At 61.9% G+C, this 23,526-nt stretch carries 14 protein-coding genes; 7 read left to right on the top strand and 7 right to left on the bottom strand.

Annotated features, from left to right (window positions below; genetic code table 11):
• Positions 1-12: 12 nt before the first annotated feature.
• The 4 genes from xdhB to FH061_RS20115 form a co-directional block, all read right to left on the bottom strand.
• Positions 13-2,397 (bottom strand): xanthine dehydrogenase molybdopterin binding subunit, encoded by a 2,385-nt coding sequence (xdhB, locus tag FH061_RS20130; RefSeq protein ID WP_151637618.1) that lies wholly within the window; start codon positions 2,395-2,397, stop codon positions 13-15.
• Positions 2,398-2,421: 24 nt separating this feature from the next.
• Positions 2,422-3,894 carry a xanthine dehydrogenase small subunit gene (xdhA, locus tag FH061_RS20125; RefSeq protein ID WP_151637617.1) on the bottom strand — a complete coding sequence of 491 codons (1,473 nt, stop codon included), beginning with the start codon at positions 3,892-3,894 and terminating at the stop codon, positions 2,422-2,424.
• A 426-nt stretch (positions 3,895-4,320) separates the two neighbouring features.
• Positions 4,321-4,605, bottom strand: a complete 285-nt coding sequence (locus FH061_RS20120) for a DUF378 domain-containing protein (RefSeq protein WP_151637616.1) — start codon at positions 4,603-4,605, stop codon at positions 4,321-4,323.
• A gap of 148 nt (positions 4,606-4,753) precedes the next feature.
• Entirely contained in the window at positions 4,754-6,055 is a 1,302-nt protein-coding gene (locus FH061_RS20115; protein ID WP_151637615.1) for an NCS2 family permease, read from the bottom strand.
• A gap of 579 nt (positions 6,056-6,634) precedes the next feature.
• Here FH061_RS20115 and FH061_RS20110 point away from each other — a divergent pair.
• The 4 genes from FH061_RS20110 (at position 6,635) to FH061_RS20095 (ending at position 11,852) form a co-directional block, all read left to right on the top strand.
• A complete protein-coding gene (locus FH061_RS20110; protein ID WP_151637614.1) occupies positions 6,635-8,167 on the top strand; it encodes an ABC transporter ATP-binding protein in 1,533 nt (510 codons plus the stop codon).
• The gene (locus FH061_RS20105) at positions 8,160-9,221 is read left to right on the top strand and encodes an ABC transporter permease (RefSeq protein ID WP_151637613.1); all 1,062 of its coding nucleotides are present in this window, start codon (positions 8,160-8,162) and stop codon (positions 9,219-9,221) included. The genes FH061_RS20110 and FH061_RS20105 overlap by 8 nt, the downstream gene beginning before the upstream one ends.
• Positions 9,221-10,135 carry an ABC transporter permease gene (locus FH061_RS20100; RefSeq protein WP_151637612.1) on the top strand — a complete coding sequence of 305 codons (915 nt, stop codon included), beginning with the start codon at positions 9,221-9,223 and terminating at the stop codon, positions 10,133-10,135. The genes FH061_RS20105 and FH061_RS20100 overlap by 1 nt, the downstream gene beginning before the upstream one ends.
• A 628-nt stretch (positions 10,136-10,763) precedes the next feature.
• Entirely contained in the window at positions 10,764-11,852 is a 1,089-nt protein-coding gene (locus FH061_RS20095) for a BMP family ABC transporter substrate-binding protein (RefSeq protein ID WP_225984752.1), read from the top strand.
• Positions 11,853-11,964: 112 nt separating this feature from the next.
• Here FH061_RS20095 and FH061_RS20090 read toward each other — a convergent pair whose 3' ends face one another.
• Positions 11,965-12,606, bottom strand: a complete 642-nt coding sequence (locus FH061_RS20090; protein WP_151637611.1) for a glutathione S-transferase family protein — start codon at positions 12,604-12,606, stop codon at positions 11,965-11,967.
• Positions 12,607-13,062: 456 nt separating this feature from the next.
• Here FH061_RS20090 and FH061_RS20085 point away from each other — a divergent pair, with 456 nt between their 5' ends.
• Entirely contained in the window at positions 13,063-13,482 is a 420-nt protein-coding gene (locus tag FH061_RS20085; RefSeq protein WP_151637610.1) for a hypothetical protein, read from the top strand.
• Positions 13,483-14,022: 540 nt separating this feature from the next.
• Positions 14,023-14,451, top strand: a complete 429-nt coding sequence (locus FH061_RS20080) for a hypothetical protein (RefSeq protein WP_151637609.1) — start codon at positions 14,023-14,025, stop codon at positions 14,449-14,451.
• A 60-nt stretch (positions 14,452-14,511) separates the two neighbouring features.
• Here the strand turns inward: FH061_RS20080 and FH061_RS20075 are convergent, their stop codons facing one another.
• Together FH061_RS20075 and FH061_RS20070 are read right to left on the bottom strand one after the other, a co-directional pair.
• Positions 14,512-17,199 carry a protein kinase domain-containing protein gene (locus FH061_RS20075; protein WP_151637608.1) on the bottom strand — a complete coding sequence of 896 codons (2,688 nt, stop codon included), beginning with the start codon at positions 17,197-17,199 and terminating at the stop codon, positions 14,512-14,514.
• An 822-nt stretch (positions 17,200-18,021) separates the two neighbouring features.
• Positions 18,022-21,516 carry a 7TM diverse intracellular signaling domain-containing protein gene (locus FH061_RS20070; protein ID WP_151637607.1) on the bottom strand — a complete coding sequence of 1,165 codons (3,495 nt, stop codon included), beginning with the start codon at positions 21,514-21,516 and terminating at the stop codon, positions 18,022-18,024.
• 160 nt (positions 21,517-21,676) lie between these two features.
• On the opposite strand from FH061_RS20070, the gene FH061_RS20065 reads away from it, so the two are divergent.
• Positions 21,677-23,446, top strand: coding sequence for a GMC family oxidoreductase N-terminal domain-containing protein (locus FH061_RS20065; protein ID WP_151637606.1), 1,770 nt, complete (start codon positions 21,677-21,679; stop codon positions 23,444-23,446).
• The last annotated feature ends 80 nt before the right edge of the window (positions 23,447-23,526 follow it).

Genomic DNA, 23,526 nt, shown 5'->3' with positions numbered 1-23,526 from the left:
CCATCTCCGCATTCAGGCCGCAGCCGCGCCGGCGCGGCTGTGGTGCGCGGCGCGTACCGCTTCCACCGCATTGAGAATCGCTTCGCTGGTCGCGGGGGCGTTCAGCGGCGGATTGATCCTGTAGCCGCCGACGCTGGCCACCGCGTCGCGGATCGCAAAGAATACCGAGAACGGCAGCAGCAGCGGCGGTTCGCCCACCGCCTTGGAGCGGTGAATGCTGTCGGACACGTTCCGGTTCTTGAACAGCCTCACGCGGAAGTCCTCCGGGCAGTCGGAAATGCCCGGAATCTTGTAGGTCGACGGCGCATGCGTCATCAGCTTGCCGGACTTGTTCCACCACAATTCCTCGGTCGTCAGCCAGCCCATGCCCTGGATAAAGGCGCCTTCCACCTGGCCGATATCGATGGCCGGATTGAGTGAATTGCCGGCGTCATACAGCGCGTCGGCGCGCAGCAGCTTCCATTCGCCGGTCAGGGTATCGACCACCACTTCGGCGACGGCCGCGCCATAGGCGAAGTAGAAGAAGGGATTGCCGGTCATCGTCGCCGCGTCCCAGTGCAGGCCGGGAGTCGCGTAGAAACCGTCCGACCAGAGCTGGATACGGGCGTTGTAGGCCTTGCGGATCAGGGAAGGGAATTGCTCCGGGATGCCGTCGATGTACACATGGTTATTGGCGAACTCGATCTTCGACGGATCGACCTTGAAAGCCTGCGCCGCGAAAGCGGTCAGGCGTTCGCGGATCTGGCGCGCCGCATCCTGCGCCGCCTTGCCGTTAAGATCGGCGCCGGTGGAAGCCGCGGTGGCGGAAGTATTGGCAACCTTGCTGGTATCGGTGGCGGAGACGCGCACACGCGACAGGTCGAGTCCGAGTTCATGGGCAACCACCTGGGCCACCTTGGTATTGATGCCCTGGCCCATTTCGGTGCCGCCATGATTGACCAGCACCGAGCCGTCGACATACACATGCACCAGCGCGCCGGCCTGGTTCAGGTGCGTGAGGTTGAAGGCGATGCCGAACTTCACCGGCGTGATCGCCAGGCCTTTCTTCAGTACCGGGCTGCCGGCGTTGAAGGCCAGCACGTCCGCGCGGCGCTGGCGGTATTCGCTGGTCTGTTCCAGTTCCGCCACCAGTTCATGGATGACGTTGTCCGCCACCTTCTGGCCGTACTGCGTGACGTTGCGGCCTTCCGCGTCGTTGCGGCCGTAGAAGTTGGTCTTGCGCACATCGAGCGCATCCTTGCCCAGATTGCGGGCGATCTCGTCGATGATGTATTCGATGGCGATCGCGCCCTGCGGTCCGCCGAAACCGCGGAACGCCGTGTTCGACTGGGTATGCGTCTTGCCGCACATGGCGACGATGTCCACGTCCGACAGGTAATAGGCATTGTCGAAATGGCACACCGCGCGTGTGGCGACCGGTCCCGACAGGTCGGCGGAATAGCCGGCGCGAGACACCATTTCCACCTTGGCGGCGAGAATGCGGCCCTCGTCGTCGTGGCCGATTTCATATTCATAGTAGAAGCAGTGGCGCTTGCCCGTGACCATCATGTCGTCATCGCGGTCCGCGCGCAGCTTGACCGGCCGCTTGAGCAGCGCCGCGCTGATCGAGGCCGCCGCCGCCCACAGCGCCGACTGCGATTCCTTGCCGCCGAAGCCGCCGCCCATGCGGCGGCATTCCACCACGATGTTGTGCGAGTGCAGCCCCAGCGCATGCGCGACCACGTGCTGCATTTCCGATGGATGCTGGGTGGAGCAGTACACGTGCATGCCCCGGTCTTCCTTGGGCACCGCATAGGAAATCTGGCCTTCGAGGTAAAACTGCTCCTGCCCGCCGACATGCAGCTCGCCCTTGACGCGATGCGGCGCCTGCTCGAACGCGCGCTTGAAGTCGCCGCGCGCCAGGTGCATCGGCGGCAGCACGAAAGACTGCGCATCGCGCGCCGCCTGCGGTGTCAGGATCGCCGGCAGCTCTTCGTAGTCGACCTTGGCCAGGCGCGCCGCGCGGCGCGCATTGTCGTGCGTGTCGGCCACCACGATGAACAGCGGCTGGCCGACATACTGCACCAGGCCGTCTGCAAAGATCGGGTCGTCATGAATGATGGGGCCGCAGTCGTTGGTGCCCGGAATATCCTTGGCGGTGTACACCGCGACCACGCCGCGGGATTTCCTCACTTCGGCAAGGTCGATGCCGTGCACTTTCGCGTGCGCCTTCTGCGACAGGCCGAGCGCCGCATGCAGCGTGCCCTGCAGTTCGGGAATGTCGTCGGTATAGGTGGCTTCGCCCAGCACATGCAGCACCGCGGATTCGTGCGGCCGCTGCTTGCCGACTTCCGCCCAGCTGGTGGCGGGAGTCGTGGCGGCGTCTTGCTTGAGGAAGGCTTCGGACTGTGTGTTCATCGTGATCTCTCTTTCGCCCGTGGTTCAGGCGCAGGCAAATGCGTTGACGGCGCCGGCGGACAGCGGCGCATCGGTTCGGGTCTCGAACCAGAAGCGGCGCAGCAGGTTCTGCGCAGCCTTCATCCGGTAGTCGCTGCTGGCGCGCATGTCGGACAGCGGCGTGTAATCCTGGGCGAGCGCGGCCACCGCTTCCTCCAGCGCCGCTTCGTTCCATTCGCGGCCGTTGAGGGCGGCTTCGGCCCTGGGTGCGCGGCGCGAGGTCGCCGCCATGCCGCCGAAGGCAATGCGGGCTTCCCGCACCATGCTGCCGTCCAGGGTGATGCAGAAGGCGGCGCATACCGCGGAAATATCCTGGTCGAAGCGCTTGGCAAGCTTGTAGGTGCGGAAGCGGCGATCGGCCTGCGGCAGCGGCACCCGCACCGCCTCCACGATCTCCTCCGGACGCAAGTCTTTCTTTTGGTAATCGAGATAGAAGGCTTCCAGCGGCATGCTGCGCTGGCCATCCTTGCCGCGCAACACGATCTGCGCCCCGAGGGCGATCAGCCATGGCGCCGAATCGCCGATGGGCGAACCGTTGGCGACATTGCCTCCCAGCGTGCCGGCATTGCGGATCGGCAGCGAGGCGAAGCGCTGCCACAATTCGGACAACTCCTGCGGATAGTGCCTTGCCAGCGCGGCGTAGGCATCGTTGAGCGTGACCGCCGCGCCGATTTCCAGTTGCCCATCCTTCTCCGCCAGGGTCTGCAGTTCGGCAACCTGGTTGATGTAGATGATGTCGCCGAGATGGCGCATCTGCTTGGTTACCCACAGGCCGACATCGGTGGAGCCAGACAGGATCGTCGCCGAAGGTTTTTCCGCGCGGATCGCAAGCAGCTGGTCGAGCGTGGTCGGCACATGGAAGGACTGGCCGTCGAAGGTATAGGTCAGCATGTCCTTGCGCTGGATGGACTCCAGCGAAGCGGCCAGCGCTTCGCGGTCGAACTGCACCTTGGGGAGTTCGAGCATGCGCTGGGCGGCGTCGATGATCGGACGGTAACCGGTGCAGCGGCACAGGTTGCCGGACAGTGTGTCGTCGATTTCCTTGCGCTGCGGCGCGCACGACTTGCCTTCCTGCTTGAGATACAAACCCCAAAGCGACATCACGAAGCCCGGCGTGCAGAAGCCGCACTGGGAGCCGTGGCATTCCACCAGGGCCTGCTGCACCGGATGCAGTTCGCCATCGGCCTGCTTCACGTCTTCCACGGTGAACAGGGCCTTGCCATCGAGTGTCGGAACGAACTGGATGCAGGAATTGACGGACTTGAGTTCCACCGTGCGGTCGCCCTTAAGTTCGCCGATCACGACCGTGCACGCGCCGCAGTCACCCTCGGCGCAACCTTCCTTGGTGCCGGTGCAGTGATGATGCTCGCGCACATGCTGCAGGATGGTCTGCGTCGGCGGCACATCCGAGATGGTCTGGACTTCACCGCGATAAAAGAAACGTATGGGTTGTGACATGCTCTCTCCGCCTTTGCGTATTGAATGCAGGATTTTGTAACGCTAGGTTAGCATCGGTCGTCCGTCAGGCTATAAGGGGATGCTGATGTTGAGTATCCGAAACCTGCAATATGATCAAGCTTGCCCTGCCGGATTGTGCCAACTACAAGCGTATGGGCAAATTTTGCCCGCTCTGCGCGCGCATGTTTCGGCTTTTATCATGCAAGAACCCGACCCGGCGATTATTCGGCGCGACGCATAGCGGGTATATCGGCGCGCGTATAGAGGGCAGCGGGTCAAGGAAGTGGAGGGGGCGCCGTGCCTGTATGCCACGCCAAGGGCGGCGGAGTTGCGTTGGAATAAGAGCAGAAGAGAACCTGGAGAGAGCCGGAACCGGTGCGCCCCACTGCACGCAAGCCGGCTCCGGCATGGATTACTCACTTGCGGCTATCCGTGACTGCTCGACATCCGCGTGCTCAGATACAGGGAATAGAGCGCCGACAGACCGACAAGGGCATAGACCACGCGGGAAATCCCGCTTCCCGGGCCGAAGATCATCGCCACCAGGTCGATATCGAACAAGCCCACCAGGCCCCAGTTGATGCCGCCGACGATCAGCAGCAGCATCGGAATCCATTCAATCGGCTTCATGCGCTTGGAACCGTGTATGTGCGTACCGCCATTGCGGCGATCGGGAATATGGCGTCTTTCGCCATGCGTTAACGTAGCCATGTTGACCTCCTAGCAAAACATTGAAGAACAAATGCATTCCCTGCAGGCATCTGCCCCGGGATGTGAGGCCATGCCGGATGCAAGCTCCATGCCGAAAAACAAAAGCCGGCACGTGGCCGGCTTTTGCAGGCGGCAGGGTATGCCGTTTTTATTCTGCACCGAGATAGACATAACGGAAGATAAAGATCGCCGCGATGATCCAGACGATGACGGGTACCTGTCTGCCGCGCCCGGTGAACAGTTTCAGGCCGGCATAGGATATGAACCCGAAGGCTACCCCGTTGGCGATCGAATAGGTAAAGGGCATGAGCAGGGCGGTGATGACCGCGGGCACGCTTTCCGTGGTGTCGTCCCAGTCGATGTCGGCCAGTTCCCGCAGCATCAGGCAGGATACATAGAACAGTGCCGGCGCGGTCGCATAGGCGGGAACCGCGCCTGCCAGCGGTGCGATGAACAGGCAGGCCAGAAACAGGACCGCCACGGCCACCGCGGTTAAGCCGGTGCGGCCGCCGGCCTGCACGCCGGCAGCGCTTTCGATATAGGCGGTGGTGCTCGACGTGCCGAGAAAGGCGCCGCCGACGATGGCGGTGCTGTCCGCCATCAAGGCCTTGTTCAGGCGGTCCATCTTGCCATCCTTGAGCAGGCCGGCGCGGTTGGCGACCCCCATCAGCGTGCCGGTGGCATCGAACAGTTCCACCAGGAAGAACACCAGCACCACGTTGAGGATGCCGATGGAGAGCGCGGCCGACAAGTCGAGCTTGAACAGGGTCGGATCGATGGACGGCGGCGCCGAGACGATGCCAGCGAAGGTGTTCCCGCCGAAGAAGAAGCTGAGCACGGTCACGGCGATGATGCCGATCAGGATGGCGCCGCGCACCTTCATGCGGTCGAGGGCGACAATCAGGAAGAAGCCGACGATGGCCATCACCGGCGGCGGCGCATGCAGGTTGCCGAGCGTGATGTAAGTGGCCGGATGGGGGGCGATGATGCCGGCGTTCTTCAGCGAAATGATGGCGAGGAACAGCCCGATGCCGGCGGTGATCGCCGTCCGGATCGAATGCGGAATGCCGTTGACGATCATTTCCCGGATGCGCAGGATGCTGATGATCAGGAACAGGATGCCGGAAATGCAGACCGCGCCGAGCGCGGCTTCCCAGGTATAGCCCATGCCCTTGACCACGCTGTAGGCGAAATAGGCATTCAAGCCCATCCCGGGCGCCAGCGCGATCGGATAATTCGCGTACAGCCCCATGATCAGCGTGCCGATCGCGGCCGCAAGGCAGGTGGCGACAAACACCGCATCCTTGGGCATGCCGGCGTCGCCGAGGATGGAAGGGTTCACGAAAATAATGTAGGCCATCGTGAGGAAGGTGGTCAGGCCGGCCAGCAGCTCCGTCTTGACGTCCGTTCCCTGTTCCTTCAGCTTAAAGAACCGCTCCATCACACTCATCTGTCTTCTCCTGTGGGTATTGCTGTTGCATTGTTGTCATTCATTCGCGCAACGCCATTAATCAGTTTGCAATGTTTCGGACAGTCTAGGCGGGACGGATTTCATTCCGGCCTGCGGCCGGCCTTGCGTCTGATCATATCCTTGCGCAAATGGACATTCATGAAGCGGTTGCAGCGCGAGCAGTAATGTCCTATAGAAAGATGCGTCCGGGATATCGCATGGCCGATATCTTGCATATCGCATTGGACATATGATCCCCCATGCCGGCCGAAATACGGCGATCGGGCTCCGCTCACGGCAATCCCCAGGATGCTTGGCTTGATAAAACGGTGCATGCAAGCATGAGTGCATACATCGCTTTATACTTCTGCGCCGCAGCGGTGCGCGAGGAATCCAACGCGCACCAGCATGGGAAATACAGACAAACTCCGTCAGCCTATATCGCCGTTTCTATAACAGCCATACACGGACCGCTATATTGACCAAACTTTTTTTCCTGTAATTTTTGTGAAGAATAAAAATATTGATAAGAGAGCTACTAACATGATGGTTTTTAGCAGCTCGCATAATGAGTGAGACATGGACACGCGCCTAACCCTAAGCGGGATCTCCAAGAGATACCCCTCCGTAGTGGCGAATGACGGCATCGATCTGAACGTTCTACCGGGGGAAATCCATTCCATCCTCGGCGAGAACGGCGCCGGCAAGTCGACCCTGATGAAAATCATTTATGGCTCGGTCAAGCCCGATGCCGGCAAGGTCTACTGGAATGGCAAGGAGGTCAATATCGCCAATCCGGCCGAGGCCCGCAAGCTGGGCATCGCCATGGTGTTCCAGCATTTCTCGCTGTTCGATACCCTGACCGTGACGGAAAACATCGCGCTCGGCCTGCCCAAGGGGACGAAGCTCGACGAACTCAGCCGCCGCATCGAATCCACCGCGCGCCAGTACGGCCTCGACCTGGAGCCGCAGCGCCATGTCCATACCCTGTCGGTTGGCGAATGCCAGCGAGTGGAAATCGTGCGCGCATTGCTCACCAGGCCGCAGCTGCTGATCCTCGACGAACCGACTTCGGTGCTGACGCCGCAGGCCGTGGAAAGACTATTCGAGACGCTGCGCAAGCTGGCGTCCGAAGGCTGCAGCATCCTCTACATCAGCCACAAGCTCGACGAGATCCGCGCCCTGTGCGACAAGTGCACCGTGATGCGAGCCGGCAAGGTGACCGGCATTTGCGATCCCCGGCAGGAAACCGCATCGAGCCTGTCGCGCATGATGATCGGCGCCGAGCCGCCGGCGATCAGGACGGTCGACCGCCTGCCCGGCGAACGCCTGCTTTCCCTGCGCAATCTCTCCCTCGACAAAAGCCATCCATTCGGAACGACACTGGACGGCATCAATCTCGACCTGCATGCCGGAGAAATCGTCGGCGTCGCGGGCGTTTCGGGCAACGGCCAGCAGGAATTGCTGGCGGCCCTGTCGGGCGAAGACCCGCGCGCGCAGCCGGGCATGATCCTGCTCAAGGATGAGCCGGTTGGCCGCATGAACGCGGCACGGCGCCGGCAGCGCGGCCTCGGCTTCGTACCGGAGGAGCGACTCGGCCGCGGCGCGGTGCCCGACCTTTCGCTCGCACAAAACATCCTGCTCTCGCACCAGAACCCGTCGACCGTCAGCCGCGGCCTGATCCGCTTCGGCGCGCTCCATGACCTTGCCGCTTCCATCATCAGCCGCTTCAAGGTCAAGGCGCCCGGGCCGCAGGCGACCGCCGGCAGCCTCTCCGGCGGCAACCTGCAGAAATACATCGTCGGCCGCGAAGTGATGCGCAATCCGAAGGTGCTGATCGTGGCCCAGCCCACCTGGGGCGTGGATGTCGGCGCGGCGGCGCAGATCCGGGCCGAACTGGTCGCCTTGCGCGATGCCGGCTGCGCGCTGCTGGTGGTCTCGGAAGAACTGGATGAACTGTTTGAAATCTCCGACCGCCTGGTCGTGATCGCGAAAGGAAAAATGTCGCCCTCGATCAAAACCACCCATGCCACGGTCGACCTGATCGGCCAGTGGATGAGCGGACTGTGGGATGCCGCGGCGCCTGCAAGGCAGGAGGTGGCCAATGCTTAAGCTGGAAAAACGGCCCAGCCCGTCGTCGCTGATGTCATGGCTGTCGCCGCTCTTCGCGGTGCTGCTGACGGTCCTGTGCGGCATCGTGCTCTTCCTTGCGCTCGGCAAGAATCCGGTCACCGGCTTGGCGGTGTTCTTCCTGGAGCCGATCAAGAACCTGCAGGGCTGGGCCGAAGTCGGCGTCAAGGTGACGCCGCTGCTGCTGGTGGCGGTGGGGCTGGCGATCTGCTTCCGCGCCAATGTCTTCAATATCGGCGCCGAAGGGCAGCTGGTGGTCGGCGCCATCGCCGGCGGCGCGGCCGGTCTCTTCTTCGACCAGGGCGAGGGCGGCGGCGCGCTGATGATCGCCATCATCATGCTGGCCGGCGCGGCGGGCGGCATGGCATGGGCGGCGATCACCGCCTTCCTGCGCGACCGGTTCAATGCCAACGAGATCTTGGTCTCGCTGATGCTGGTCTACGTCGCGCAGCTGCTGCTCAGCATGCTGGTGCACGGTGCCCTGCGCGATCCGGAAGGCTTCAACTTCCCGCAGTCGCGCATGCTCTCCGACGGCTTCCTGCTGCCCAACATCATCGACGGCACGCGGCTGCACCTTGGCATCGTGATGGCGCTGGCCGCATCGCTCCTGGGCTGGCTGTTCCTGGCGCGCAGCTTCGCCGGCTACCGGCTGCAGGTCGGCGGCATGGCGCCGGCGGCGGCGCGGTATGCGGGATTTTCCTCGCGCAAGGCACTGTGGACGTCGATGCTGGTCTGCGGCGGCCTCGCCGGGCTGGCAGGCACCGCCGAAGTGCTCGGGCCGATCGGCCAGCTCACGCCGACGGTCTCGCCCGGCTACGGCTTTGCCGCCATCATCGTTGCCTATGTCGGCCGGCTGCATCCGATCGGCGTCGTGTTCTCGAGCTTCATCATGGCGCTGTTCTACATCGGCGGCGAATTGTCGCAGTCGCGCCTGGGCATGCCCAACGCGATCACCGGCGTGTTCCAGGGCATCCTGCTGTTCTCGCTGCTGGCCTGCGACGTGCTGATCCACTATAAATTGAGCTGGAGGAAATAATGGACGCCTATGCGCCACTGATCGCCGCGTCCATCAACGCCGGCACACCGCTGATGCTGGCAGCCCTCGGACTGCTGATCAATGAAAAATCCGGCGTCGTCAATCTCGGCGCCGAAGGCATGATGCTGGTAGCCGCCGTGATCGGCTTTGCGGTCGCCGTCGATACGCAGAGTGTCGCCTTCGGCTTCGTCGCCGGCGCGGCGGCCGGCATGCTGCTGGCGGGTTTCTTCGCGCTGATGACGGTCTGGCTGGGCACCAACCAGTATGCGACCGGCCTGGCGCTGTCGCTGTTCGGCGGCGGTGCTTCAGCCTATATCGGCATCAGCTATGTCGGCAAGAGCCTGGACAACCCGAAATTCGCCATCCCCTTCCTGTCCGACATTCCCTTCGTCGGCACGGCGCTGTTCCGCCAGCATCCGATGGTCTATCTGTCGCTGCTGCTGTGCGCGGGGATCGTGGTCTTTCTCTACCGCACCCGCGCCGGACTGGTGCTGCGCGCCGTCGGAGAGTCGCCGTCCTCGGCGCATGCGCTGGGTTACAACGTGCGCCGCATCCGGCTTGCCGCGCTGCTGTTCGGCGGCGCCTGCTGCGGCCTGGCCGGGGCCTTCCTGTCATTGGTGTACACGCCCCTGTGGGTGGAGGGCATGGTGGCGGGGCGCGGCTGGATCGCGCTGGCGCTGACCACCTTTGCCACCTGGCGTCCGGCGCGCGTGCTGATCGGCGCCTACCTGTTCGGCGGCGTCACCATCATGACCTTCCATGCGCAGGGCCTGGGGGTGTCTATCGATTCGCAACTGCTGTCGATGCTGCCGTATCTTGCCACCATCCTGGTGCTGGTGCTGATCTCGACCAATGCCAACTGGATCAAGCTCAACATGCCGGCTTCGCTCGGGAAGAATTTCAATCCGGGGTAAAAAGGGGCGCATACCCCTTTGCAAGGCAGCAGGAATGCCGTGTCATTCCTGCTGCCCGGATGTTTGCCTGGCAGACAGGCTGCGTCGTGATGATTGTTGGGTAACGTTGTTTTGTCGCGCCCTCGCGTCGTGCCGACTCAATCTGAAGGATGGCCCATGCTTCCATGATGGCTGCCGTCAGTGGCAATGTATCTGCGGACTGGAAATGTACAAGTGGCGATGTCGCCGTTCGCGATGCTGTGCAAGCAGTGATGTCATGTCGCGGCAACGGGTGCCGCAGGTATTGAGATGTCAACCGCGCGAAGCTGCGTCGCCCTGCGCGCATCCGCATCACGGAATACGAAAAACTGTATGTATACTATCCGCGTATACATATAATGCTCCCCGCTGACCTGTTCATAATTCAACAAGCATTTGTACTGCAAATGCGATGTTGGCATGCGGTGCACGACACCGGCAGCGAGTTGTTTTCGAAGTTGGCATTATTGATTCCGATACCCAGGCATCTGAATCAGACCGGACTTTTGGCGCGGGACTTCCTGCGGCCTGACAATCCCGCTGTTTTACCCACACGGCGTGGCTTGGCGTCCATTCAACAGCAAGTGGGAGTCACATGTAGAGGAAAACCATGTCGAAAACCTTCATGCGGGGCGCCTTGTCCGCCATCGCTGTCCTGCCGGCACTCGCAGCCGCCCCCTCGTTTGCAGCCGATCCCGCGCCCCTGAACGTCGGTTTCGTCTATATCAGCCCGATCGGCGAGGCCGGCTGGACTACCCAGCACGACATCGCACGCAAGGAAATGGAAAAAAGCCTGGGGGGCAAGGTGACGACCAAGTTCGTCGAGAACGTGCCGGAAAGCGCCGATGCGGAACGTGTCATCCGCGATCTCGCGCAGCAGGGCAGCAAGCTTATCTTCACCACGTCGTTCGGCTACATGAACCCGACGCTCAAGGTTGCCAAGCAGTATCCCGACGTCAAGTTCGTGCACCTGACCGGTTACAAGACCGCGCCCAACGTCGCCACGACAAACGCGCGCTTTTATGAAGGCCGCTACCTCGCCGGCGTTCTTGCGGGCAAGATGACCAAGTCGAACGTGGCCGGCTATGTCGCCGCTTTCCCGATCCCCGAAGTTCTGCAAGGCATCAATGCCTTCACCCGCGGCATGCGCAGTGTGAATCCTAAAGCGGAAGTGCGGGTGGTCTGGGTCAACAGCTGGTTCGACCCGGGCAAGGAACGCGATGCCGCCATCACGCTGCTGGGCCAGAATGCCGACGTGGTGACCCACCATACCGACTCCACCGCCATCGTTCAGGCGGCGGAAGAGAAGGGCAAGTATGCGGTGGCTTACCACTCCGACATGAAGAAATTCGGTCCCAAGGCGCAGATCGGCGCGGTGACCCATCACTGGGGCAAGTACTACACCAATGCCGCGCAGCAGGTCATCGACGGCAAGTGGAAGACCAGCAGCACCTGGGGCGGCATCAAGGACGGCATGGTCAAGCTGGAAGCCATCGGCAGCGCGGTGCCCGAGGATGTGAAGCAGCTCGTTGCGGCCAAGGAAAAAGAGATCGTTTCCGGCAAGCTGACGCCGTTCGACGGCCCGGTCAAGGACAACGAAGGCAAGGTACGCCTTGAAAAGGGCGCGCTGAGCGACGAAGCGCTCAACAAGATGGATTATTACGTCGAAGGCGTGGCCGGCAAGCTGCCGGGCAAGTGATCGCGTAAGCGCAGGCTGGCGCCAAGCCTGCCTTCTTTCCATAAAAACGGCCTGCATGCGTGCAGGCCGTTTTGCGTTGTTGCCAAGGGATCCTGCCCTCGGATCAACGTCCTCAAGCCATCAGGGTCCAGTCGGTCAGACCCTCCAGTTCCGTCATGCGCTTCCAGCTCGGGCGCTGGCGAACCAGCAATGCCAGCCTGTCGAGCGCCGGCCAGCTGGTGGCCGGACGCGGCATGTTGCGCGACCAGCGCATGTACATGGCCAGCAGCAGATCGGCCGTTGAAAACCGCTCGCCGAGCAGGTAAGGCCCGTTGGCCGACAACTCGCCATCGAGGCATTCCCATGCCGCTTCTATCTTTTGCTGCAAGGCCCTGCGCACGGCATCCGGGTGCTCGTCGGCGCCAAGGTCGGAAGGATAGAACCAGAAGCGGAAGGTCGCGCCGAGATTATTGGACAGATAAACCATCCACTGATGCCAGGCCGGCCGCAACGGGCTTCCCGGCCCGGGCGCGAGATCGGCCTGCGGATGGCGCTCGGCAAGCGTCATCAGCAGCGCCGCCGATTCGAAGGCGGGTTTGCCGTCGATGAGCAAGGTCGGAACGGTTCCTTGCGGATTGAGGCGAAGGTAGGCCGAGGTGCGCTGCTCGCCATGCTGGAAGTCCAGCATTTCCAGGTCATAGGGAACACCTGCCTCGATCAGCGCAGCATGGACCGCCATGCTGGCGGAACCGGGGGAGTAATACAGGGTGTACATGAAATCTCCAGGCGTGCATGAATCCTGTCCGGGGCTTCGCGACAGGCATTGATTGAGAAGACCATAAGCATACACAAAGCCGCGCATGGGGAGAGACCATGCATTTCCCGGTCTCGCATGCGCAAGCAATCCAGGAATTTTTGATGGCGGAGCGCGAAAACGGTTTGAACCGCCGCTCGTGTTTGAGATTGGGCAAGAAAGTTGTCCGGCCTGTTGTCATGTCATTAAGCCGCAAGAATTGCTCCGTTAAAATCGCAAAAAATCTCTGCAGGCCTTATAAATAAAGGCTAGAATGCGACGTACTGTATGTAACAACAGTATGCGGCAATGAATTGCAGCTGTTCAATACCGATAGAATTAATTGCTCTGTTGCATATGTTTAAGGAAAGTAACTTTCGTGTTCTCGGCGCAGGACGTTAGCGGATTGCCGCCACTGCTTAAACAAGGAGATCAGTCATGTTCAAAACGGGTACTTGGGTTGGCGCAGGTCGTTGGCCAAATCAGCATGCCCATCCTGACCAGTGGCACAAGCCGCTGCGCGGCCAGGTGATCGACTTTTGTGACGTGCGGGCCTGGGCAAACTCGATCCAGTTTCCGGAAGACGTGCCGCATGCGGGAGATGTGATGACGGTTGCGCTGCGCATGAAGCACGAAGGCAGGCTGAACGGACTGACGCCGGTATGCTGGGATTTCGTTACTCACCGCCGGGTACTCTGGGAAAAGACTACCGCGCTGCGCAGCTATGAGGACGACGTGCTGCTGTGGAAGGCCGCAAGGGCCATGCGCACGGATGAAATCCAGCATCCGCGCCGCCGCAAACCACGCGATATCCGGGAATTCCTGCCTCAGCAGCAACAGCATCTCGCGCTGACCTGACATAGCCGCATACGCCGCACTCCACCATGGCGTTTCCGCCGACGAAGCCGGTTTTTCCGGCTTCGCTGCTTTCGGGACATGTGTCGCGAAGATAGTCTGCCGCATCCTCCATGTTGCTTTGCCCTGAAGCCTGGAGCGGCCACAGCCCTTTATGCAATGCACCCCATAAGGGGGATGGCCGCCGCCATAACAGGACGTCCGGCATGTTGTGATTCCTTGTCTTAACTCGTTACCGTCGCATCGTCACGCCTTGCGTCAAGGCCGTCCTGCCGTTATTCCTGAGACGCATTCCCCGATAAGCCTTTTGCCTTTTCTGCGCGAGAGCAATGCGTGATCTGCCGTGACCGATAGCATGTGCTGCATCAACTCGATACGCCGGGGCGAATTGCCGATGGATCGCTGGAAGGATCTGTTCGGCTTGAAATGCAGGGCAAAGCGACGGACCAAGCGACCGCAGTCCGCTCTGGGCAACGTACCTTCCCGCAATATTGTCTTTGACCGGTGTTGTTCTTGATAAAGCGGATCGCGTGAGGAATCGGCATGGATATCGAATTCGGACATCTCGACGGGATCGATACGCAAGGCACCGGCTGGTTCCTTGGATTCAGCGATTGGGTGCGGGACAGCTCAAACGAGGCAGGCGGGCTGCGTTACATGCCCAGCGACAGGAGATCGCACACGCTGGCGATGAAATGGATGCGCCATGCGGCCGGCGATCCGCGCGGCAGCGGCAAACCGGTCAGCGAAGGACGGACGATCTCCATTCTGGTCGGCATGCCGGGCCGGTTCAGGCTCCAGTTTTCGGAGTATCCGGACTTTCCGGAGGAAAGCATTGCGGAGTATCTGCTGGAGACGAACGGGCACTTCTGCCTCTGGGGTGAAGGCATTCATCACCGCTATACAGTGGAAGAGGGCTGCACCATTCTGACGCTGCGCTGGATTCCCGAGCAGCCTTCTCCAACGGCTTGATGTCTGTCGTCAATCCAGCACCGTATGTTGCGAAACCTGGAACAACCGGTCTCCATACGCTTACTTCGTCACTGTCTCGTCCCGCATGCCTGCCGATGCGTTGCCGTCGGAAGCACCACCAGGCGAGCCGGAACTCATCGCCGAACGGCTCATTGCGGTAAGGAGCTTGCCGTTTTCGGTGCGCTGTCCATCACGGAATTCGCCTTCCCATGCCGTGCCGTTGCTCCAGCTGAAGCGGCCATGTCCGTTGCTGCGGCCTTGCGCCACCGTGCCGACGTAAACATCGCCGTTCTTGAACCGGGTGACGCCTTGCCCATGAGGGACGCCATTGCGGACATCGCCTTCGTATCGGGTGCCGTCAGGGAAGGTCATGGTTCCCTTGCCGTTTGGCACACCGCTTCGCACATCGCCTTCATAACGGGTCTTGTCCGCGAATACCAGCGTGCCCCTGCCGTTGGGAAGGCCGTTCCTGACGTCGCCGTCGTAGCGGTTGCCGTTGGCAAAAACGATGGTGCCCCTGCCGTTGGGTTCATTGCCCGACCAGTCGCCGCTGTAGCGCTGACCGTTGCGCCAGACAAACTGTCCCTTGCCTTCCTTGGAACCGCGCACCAGCGTGCCGTCAAAGCGGTCGCCGTTGGACCATTCGATGCGTCCGCTGCCGGAAACCACGCCGCTGGACGGGTCGGCGGTGAAGCTGCCGGTCATGGTCTGGCCATCCAGACGGATCACCCGGGAATTTCCCGAGGCGGCCACGGGAGGCGCCGGAGAATCATCCTCGCGTGCGGCCGACGGTGCCTGCCTGTCTTCATCGCCGCCGGCGGCTGCGCGCGCTTCGGTGCGCTCAGTGCGCTCAGTGCGCTCACTGCGGCCGGGTGAGGCAGCGGCAGCCGATGATGCCGCAGCGGAAGCGACAGACTGGGACGGGCGCTCGGACGCTTCTGCAGGTGCGGCGGTTGCGGCCTGGCGCTGTTCGGGGCGCGCTTGCATTGATGCCAGCTTTTCCCGCGCCGCGTCGGCATAGCGGCCGTTGGGATAGCGTTTCAGATAAGTCTCATAGGAGACAGGCTGATCCACGTACCCGGCGATTCGCCACTGCTCCTGCTCCTGCGCAGCCAGGCGCGCGGCGTCGTTGGTGTCCGGTGTCGGGCCGGCCTTTGCGGCGCTGGCCGTGCCGGCGGGTGATGAAGGCAGTGGCAAAGGCGGTTGGGGGAGCTTGGCGGCGGGCGATACGGATGGAGCGGCCGGTGCGGTTGAAGCCGTGGGCGACGCCGGGGCTGCAGCCGGGGCCGGCGAAGCAGGTGTTGCTGGCGATGGCTTGCTTTCGCTGTTTCGTGCCGGTGCGGCCGGTTCGGTGCGCGGCGGTATCGCTGCAGGAGCCGCAGCGCCAGGCGTTACGGCCGCGACCTGCGTGTCCTGGCGTTGCTGGGCATCGAACTGCTGCGGCCTGCCTTCCGCAGCCTCGGCGGCAGGCGTATTGTCGTCGCCAATGAAATGCAGATAACCCGCGCCAAGGCCGACGCTCGCTCCTGCCATCAGCATCAGACCCGACATCCACAGTGCCGAGCGGCCCTTTTTATGCGGACGTCCGAACCGCGGCTCTTCCGCGGGCACAGCCTTGCGCCAGTTGTCCGGCAGCGCGGGCAAGGCATGCTCCTGCGCTTCGGCGAGCGGTGCATGCATCGTCCCCGGGTTGATCCGGGTAACTTGCTCTGCCTGGGTGCTGGCCGTGCCGGCAGCGGCATGAGCGGCTGATGTCATGGATTCCCGATGCGACTGCATCGCAGCCCGCCCGTTGTCGGCACGCAGGATCGAGGGTGCTTCCGGCAAGACAATTTCGCGTTCGGCGGCAAGCGCGGCGCGCATTTCCGCGATGCTTTGGAACCTGTGCTCCGGATGAATGGCGAGGGCGCGTCCGATTGCTGCAAGCAGTCCGCGTGAGCGGCTGCCGCGCGCGGCAGCCAGCGCCGGCAGCATGCCTTCATTGGAGAGCCTCTGCATGGCATAGGGCGGAGGATGCCCGGTGACCAGGAAATACGCGGTTGCTCCGATCGCGTAGATGTCTGTCCAGGCGCCGATGTTGCGTTCCCTGGCATTGAAATGCTGCTCCACGGCTGCGTACCCGGTGAGGAGTATGCCGGTAGGCGTGCGGATGATCTCGCCGATGGTCGCCTGTGCCGTATCGAACTCCAGCAGCAGCGGCGTGCCGTCGGGGCGGATCAGGATATTGCCGGGGTGGATATTGCCGTGACAGGACTGCACCCGCTGAGCCGCTTCCGCGGCATCGAGCAGGCGGGCAATCAGCATGCGTATCCAGGTTTCGTCGGGATTGAAGTCCTGCTCGGCAACGGTGCTGTCGAGCGTGCTGCCCTCATGGAAGGGCATGTATGCGTAGGCAGTGCCATGCAGTTCAATGTAGCGGTCAAAGCTCAGCAGTGACGGTACGGACAGCCGCGAAAGCACCAGCGCCTCGTTGATGAAGCTGCGCAGGCCGGCTGCGAAAACTTCCGCTTCGGTGTTGCCGGACGGGCGGACGCTGCCATCGGCCGTGCGGGCTGCAAGTCCGTGCGGCATGTATTCCCGCAGGGCGATGCGCCTGCCTGAAGAAATTTCCCTGGCCAGGTAAACGATCGCGGCCGGGCTGCTGCCAATCTGGCTCACGATCTCCGCGTTATCGATGCGTGCTCCCGCGTTCAGGGCATGGGTGCCGGACGAGCCGGCTTGACGGGCTTGATGGGATTCCTCGTGCATATCAACCGTTCTGGAAAAATGGATTCTGCCAACGCGCGATGGCACGTCTTCTGTTTCTGGATGGCCGTGTCTGGCTATGTATCGAGATAGGTATCGAGACAGGATGACGTGCACCTTTCACCGTCAAGTTTCCGGTGGCCATCTTGACCTGACACAAGACCAATTCCGGCTATCAAAGTTGCGGTCTAGGATAGACTTCGCATCCGTTGTTGCCTCGATATTGCGCAAACAAACTTCCTTAATCCAAATTTCTTACAAATGATCACAGGAAGAACAAAGTTTCGACGCGTAAAGATCGAAGATGATCAATTAAATGCCATCATGCAATGTCGCTTGCGATAACCGACTCCACTTGCACACGCGACGTCATCCCCACGGCTCTGCGCCGGCAATACGATCGGTCCCATTTTCGCGGAGGAGCGTTATCGAGGCTTTATCCGAAGACTGCGCCAGCGTGATGTGCACGCCTGGACCATCCTTGCACTTGTCATCTTCCTTGCCGCTGTGGAGGACCGATGATGCGATTCGCATCCGGCATGCATGGCTGCATGGCTGCGCTTCATTTGCGATGCGGATTTACTCACGCCGGTGCCGCATGACACGATGCCAGCCATGCCGCAGGAAGCAGCGGGCAGAGAAATCAACGCAGGATCAGACTGGCTCGACAAACTTCCATCGACCCGGCGCGAAAATAGCTTGGGTCGGCTCCGTCACCCCGACCCTCTTCCAGAAACACAGGGTGAGATCAGCGGCACGGAAGCGCAGGCTTACGGCGGATGCCGGAGTGTCGTTCCGCCGGACCAAGCCCCACTTCCGCGGCAATCATGCGGCCTTGCGCCCGGCCAGTCCCTGTTCGACAAGATGCAGCGTCTTCTCCACGCTCTCGCGGAAGCCTTGCAGGCGTTCCGGATGCGCCATGCGCGCCGCCAGCAGCGCTTCCAGTTCCGCAGCTTGTTCCGTAAGCGCTGTCGCACCCACATTGGCAACCATGCCGCGCACGGTATGCACTGCGGAACGCGCGGCATCGTTATCGGAAGCCTCCACCGCGGCGTCGAATTTTTCCAGAGTCTCGGTGAGGCTGGGAATCAGCATCTCCAGGATCTGATGATAGAGATCGACATCGCCCGATAGCCGATCGAGCGTATCGCCAGTATCAAAACCGGGAATTTCAATCGGAGCGATGTGTGCCTGCAAGGGGATCGCTGACGATACATCCGATAGATCGGACACATCCGACACCTTGAAAGCATCGGATACCGCTCCCCGCGACGCGGCAGCGGCAGCCTTGCGCCCAAGCCAGCGCGACAGCGTCGCATAGAAGACGTCGGGGTCGATCGGTTTCGTAATATGGTCCTGCATGCCGCTTAGGATGCAGGCTTCCCGTTCATCGGCGGAAGCATGCGCGGTCATCGCAATGATGGGAAGCTGCATGAACCGTTCATCCATACGGATGCGCCGGGTCGCCGCATGTCCGCCCATCTCCGGCATCTGGATATCCATCAGCACAAGGTCGTAGCCCTCGGGGCCGGTGCCGAAAACGCGCTCCAGCGCAATCCGGCCGTTGCCGGCAATTTCCACCTGCAGTCCGGTGGCGACAAGCATTTCCCGCGCGATCTGCTGGTTGACGTCGTTATCTTCCACCAGCAGCACGCGGCATCCATCAAAACGCGGCAGGGTACGCCCGTACAGTCCCGGGGCACGCACCGGCGCCTCGCTGGCCAGCACCTTGACGAAAGTGTCGTGCAGCAGCGACTGGTCGATCGGTTTGAACAGCATGGCGGCCAGCGGCGCGTTTTCCGCCTGGCGCATCACGTCGTCGCGTCCGAACGCCGTGATCAGGATGACCTTGGGCGTGCGGCGCAGGTTGCCATGAGCGATCTGTTCCGCAAGCTGCAGGCCGTTCATGCCGGGCATGCCGAAGTCGGCCAGCACCAGGTCGTAGGGTAGGGCAGCGTCCGCTCGGCGGATGGCGGCCAGCGCATCGAGCGCGGTTTCCTCGCTGTCGACATGCAGACCGAAGGCTTGGACCAGGTGGCAGATGATTTCCCGTGCCGCCGGATTGTCGTCCACCACCAGCACCCGGCTGGCGCGCAGGCGGTCGGGCAAGCTGGGCAGCGCCGACACGGTCAGCGCGCCGTATCCGAGGCGCACGGTGAAGGCAAATATGGAACCGACGCCGGGCTCGCTGTGCAGGCCGATGCTGCCCCCCATCATTTCCACCAGCCTTTGGCTGATCGCCAGGCCGAGCCCGGTACCGCCGTACTTGCGGGTTGTCGATGTATCGGCCTGATTGAATGCCTGGAACAGACGCGACTGCTGCTCGAGGGTCATGCCGATGCCGCTGTCTTCCACCTCGAACCTCAGGTCCACGCCGCCTTTGTCGATGGCATGCACCCGGCAGCGGAGCAGCACCCGTCCCGCGTGGGTGAACTTGATGGCGTTGCTCATCAGGTTGACCAGAACCTGGCCCAGCCGCAGCGGATCGCCATTCAGATGCACCGGCACGTCCTCGGCGATGTCGAAGACATAGCTGAGCTTCTTGTCGCTGGCCCGCTGGCTGGTGACCGTGTCGACGTGACCGAGCACATCATGAAGCGAAAAATCCGTGCGGTCGATGCTTAGTTTTCCAGCCTCGATCTTGGAAAAGTCGAGAATGTCATCGATGATGCCCAGGAGCGACACCGCCGCGCGGTGGATCTTTTCCACATAGTCGCGCTGCCTGCCGGTGAGATCGGTGCGCAGGGCGAGGTAGGCCATGCCGATCACGGCATTCATCGGCGTGCGTATTTCATGGCTCATGTTGGCCAGGAAGGCGGACTTCATGCGGGAGGCATCCTCGGCGCCTTCCTTGGCGACTTCCAGGGCCCGCTCGTGTTCCCGCAATTCCTGGTTGATGCGCGACAGTTCGGCGGTGCGTTCCAGCACTCGCTGCTCCAGCATGCGTTCGGAACGCTTCAGCGCATCCACCAGCTGCTGCTGCGCCTGCTCCTTTTCCCGCTTGACCTGGTTGAAGCGGTCGGCAAGTGCCAGCGACAGCAGCAGCATCTCGATGGCCGAACCGATCTGCATGCCGTAGACCGCCATGAAATTGGGTATGCCCTTGACGCCGTAGCTGCGCAGCGCGGTGAGGACGGCCGTGAAAACAAGGCAACTGAATGCAAGCAGGAAGAAGCGCGCGCTGCGCTGGCCGCGCAGCTTGCACACTACGCCCACGACCACTGCCAGCAGCATGTTTGCCGCATCCAGCGCAATCGCCATGCCAATGATGCGATGATAGGGGATGATGAAAAACCCGATCATCTGCAAGATATTGAGAACCAGAAAGGCACTCATGACCCGGTCCAGCCAAGGTACGGTGTCGTAGGTGGAGAGCAGCCGGCGCTGGAACAGCAGCAGGGTAAACCCGGTGGAGGCGAAGCCGATCATCGAGGAAATCTTTGACCATTCGGGCATGTCGGGCCAGAGAAACTGGAAACCCATGCCGCTGAAGGCCACGATCGACAGCGCGTTGGCGCAGACGAACAGCACGTAATAGAGATAGGTGCGGTCGCGCAGGGAGGCAAACAGCAGAAAGTTGTAGAGGCCGAGCGCCAGCAGCATGCCGAAATACAGCGACTGCCCGATGTACTCTTGCATGCTCTTGTGATTGAAGGTCTGCGGCTCCCACAGCTTGGTCGGGATGTCGAGGGAGGTGCCGGAAGCGACGCGCAGGTAATAGGTGCCGCCGGATTCGGCGGCGATCCGGATCGGAAAAACGAAATTGCGGTGATTGACGGGGCGCTCCGAAAACGGAAGCGAATGGCCGGTGACGATCCGGTCATAACCGCCGGGGCGCTGCGCGTAGAACTCGACTGAATGCAGGTGCGTAAAGGAGACCTCCAGCAGGCGCTCCACTTCCCGCGGGGAGGCGTTGCGCAGATGAATGCGCAGCCAGATCGCCGAGCGTCGCAAGCCGAAATTCAGGGAATCGGTGTTCATGTTGGAGGGCGCGAACCGCGCCGCGACTTCCGGCCCGGTTACGTCGTCGAGACTCAGCCGCTGTTCGCGGTCTTCCAGAACGTCCCAATAGGGCGTGAGTACGAGAGGCGTGCCTACCCCCTTGTCTTCAATGCGCAGGTCGCCGGCCCGGGCCGGCGCGCATAGCAAGACGCCCGACAAAGCAAGCAGAGCGAGCAGAGCAAGCAAGCCCTGCATCAGCGCCAGAGGGGAAAATTTCAGCCCGGCTGCCAGGCGACGGCAAAGCTGATGTCCGTCGATGGGGCTGAGAGTGGGTTCCGGGACTCGATTTGGTCCGAATCCGTTAAGTGTAGGAAACATTGCAATGCCAGCCGCTTAAATAACTAAAAAACATTCTTTTTCAAGTCATCAATTGTTACATTTTGTTATAAAGTGCGCATTTCTGTGGAGAAATAATATCTCAACATGAAGTCAACTACATATTCGGTTTCCCAAGCGGGACTATATGTCAGGAATCAGCATGAGCATAGCCGTACAGTATGACGTGCTGATTATCGGCAGCGGCTTTGGCGGCGCGGTCATGTCGGCCCGGCTGTCGCGGCGCTGGCCGGGCCGCGTGCTTTTGCTGGAACGCGGCCGCCAGTACCAGCTCGGTGCCTATCCGCGCAGTCCGAACGACCTGGCGGACAATGTCTGGTGTCCGCAGGGCGATGCGGCGCGCAGGCCGCACGCGGTGCGCAGGCGCAAGGCCCGGCTCGGCCATCTCACCGGCATGTTCGATATCCGGCACTTCGGCAAGATCGATACGGTGACGTCCGCAGTGTACGGCGGCGGATCGCAGATCTATGCGAATGTATTTCTGCGCCCGCCGGCGCCAGTCTTCGAACAGGACTGGCCCGCGAGCCTCAACCGCGACACGCTGGCACCTTATTACGACGTCGCGCAGCAGGTACTCGGCGCGCGCACGGTGCCGCCCGCCGCCGGGCCCGGCGACCGGCGCCATATCCAGCGCACGGTGCAATTCCAGTCTTTCGCACGCGAGGCGGGGCTGCCGACAAAACTGGCGGACATCTGCGTCTATTTCGGCAACGACTACAGCTACAAGCGCAACGGCGAGCCGCTGCCGCTGGGCGTGCAGCAGCCCAACCGCTACGGCGCGCTGCAGACCTCATGCACGTATTGCGGCGAATGCGATATCGGCTGCAACGTGCAGGCCAAGAATTCGGTCGATCACAATTACCTGCACGTGGCCCGCCAGCGCTATCGCCTGGAAGTGCGCACGCAGTCGCTGGTGGAACGGATCATGCCGATGAACGAGCGGCAGGCCGACGACCCGCAGGCCGACGGCACGCACGGCTACCGCGTCTATTACCGAGACCTGGAACAGGGCCGGCAATGCGAGGTAACCGCGCAGCGGGTCGTGGTCTCCGCGGGCACGCTGGGCACCAATGAGCTTCTGTTGCGCTGCCGCGACGTGCACCGCAGTCTGCCGCGCCTGTCCTCGAAGCTCGGCCGGCATTTTTCCGGCAACGGCGATTTCCTCGCCTTCGCGGTGGAGGGCAAAAAGGAACTGAATTCGACCTACGGCCCGGTCATCACCCAATACACCGATCATCACCTGTTCGATCAATTCGACCGCAAGCGGGCCTTCATTCTTGAAGATGCCAGTTACCCGACGCAGGTCGGCTGGGCTGCCGCGGCCTTCGGTCCGATGATGAATCCGCTGCAGATGTTCTGGCAAGCCTGCAAGCAGGTGCTCGGTTATAGCTTCAACCGCTACTATCCCGGGCGCAGGCAGAGCAGCGTCGGCTTCCTGGTGCAGAAACTGTTTTCCCATGACTTGTCCCAGTACAGCGCGGTGCTGCTGTGCATGGGACTGGACAATGCGCAGGGCGTGCTGCGCCTGAACCAGGACGGCTATCTCGACATCGACTGGCCGCAGGAGAGCAACCGCCCGCTGTATGACGCAATCCTGGCGCTGGGCGAACGCTTCACGCGCTTCATCGGCGGCAGCCATTTTCTGCCGATGCCGACCTGGCTATGGCCGGTAAAGAACAATGTGACCGTGCATCCGCTGGGAGGCTGCGCGCTGGCCGCATCGCCGGAGGAGGGCGTGGTCAGCGCGCTCGACGGCAGCCGCGGCCAGGTTTTCCACTACCGCAATCTGTACGTCGCCGACGGCTCCCTGATGCCAACCGCGCTGGGCGCCAACCCGGTCGCGACCATCACCGCCGTGGCCGAGTGGATCGCGCACGAGATCACCGGCGACATGCCGGATGCCGAACTGTGAAACTTCCCGGGCGGCCAGTCCGACCCGTCAATCCGAACCTGCGCCCGACTTGCCTTCCATGGCGGTGGAGCCACGCCTGC

Source organism: Noviherbaspirillum aerium, from assembly GCF_008929045.1.
Taxonomy (GTDB): domain Bacteria; phylum Pseudomonadota; class Gammaproteobacteria; order Burkholderiales; family Burkholderiaceae_D; genus Noviherbaspirillum; species Noviherbaspirillum aerium.
This window is presented reverse-complemented; position numbering and strand designations above follow the sequence as displayed.

Bases quoted from the DNA above. Each gene is read 5' to 3' on its own strand.
- FH061_RS20090 (WP_151637611.1), bottom strand. From the start codon at position 12,606: ATGTACACCCTGTATTACTCCCCCGGTTCCGCCAGCATGGCGGTCCAT.
- FH061_RS20120 (WP_151637616.1), bottom strand. From the start codon at position 4,605: ATGGCTACGTTAACGCATGGCGAAAGACGCCATATTCCCGATCGCCGC.
- FH061_RS20110 (WP_151637614.1), top strand. From the start codon at position 6,635: ATGGACACGCGCCTAACCCTAAGCGGGATCTCCAAGAGATACCCCTCC.
- xdhA (WP_151637617.1), bottom strand. From the start codon at position 3,894: ATGTCACAACCCATACGTTTCTTTTATCGCGGTGAAGTCCAGACCATC.
- xdhB (WP_151637618.1), bottom strand. From the start codon at position 2,397: ATGAACACACAGTCCGAAGCCTTCCTCAAGCAAGACGCCGCCACGACT.
- FH061_RS20100 (WP_151637612.1), top strand. From the start codon at position 9,221: ATGGACGCCTATGCGCCACTGATCGCCGCGTCCATCAACGCCGGCACA.
- FH061_RS20115 (WP_151637615.1), bottom strand. From the start codon at position 6,055: ATGAGTGTGATGGAGCGGTTCTTTAAGCTGAAGGAACAGGGAACGGAC.
- FH061_RS20075 (WP_151637608.1), bottom strand. From the start codon at position 17,199: ATGCACGAGGAATCCCATCAAGCCCGTCAAGCCGGCTCGTCCGGCACC.
- FH061_RS20105 (WP_151637613.1), top strand. From the start codon at position 8,160: ATGCTTAAGCTGGAAAAACGGCCCAGCCCGTCGTCGCTGATGTCATGG.
- FH061_RS20085 (WP_151637610.1), top strand. From the start codon at position 13,063: ATGTTCAAAACGGGTACTTGGGTTGGCGCAGGTCGTTGGCCAAATCAG.
- FH061_RS20070 (WP_151637607.1), bottom strand. From the start codon at position 21,516: ATGTTTCCTACACTTAACGGATTCGGACCAAATCGAGTCCCGGAACCC.
- FH061_RS20095 (WP_225984752.1), top strand. From the start codon at position 10,764: ATGTCGAAAACCTTCATGCGGGGCGCCTTGTCCGCCATCGCTGTCCTG.
- FH061_RS20080 (WP_151637609.1), top strand. From the start codon at position 14,023: ATGGATATCGAATTCGGACATCTCGACGGGATCGATACGCAAGGCACC.
- FH061_RS20065 (WP_151637606.1), top strand. From the start codon at position 21,677: ATGAGCATAGCCGTACAGTATGACGTGCTGATTATCGGCAGCGGCTTT.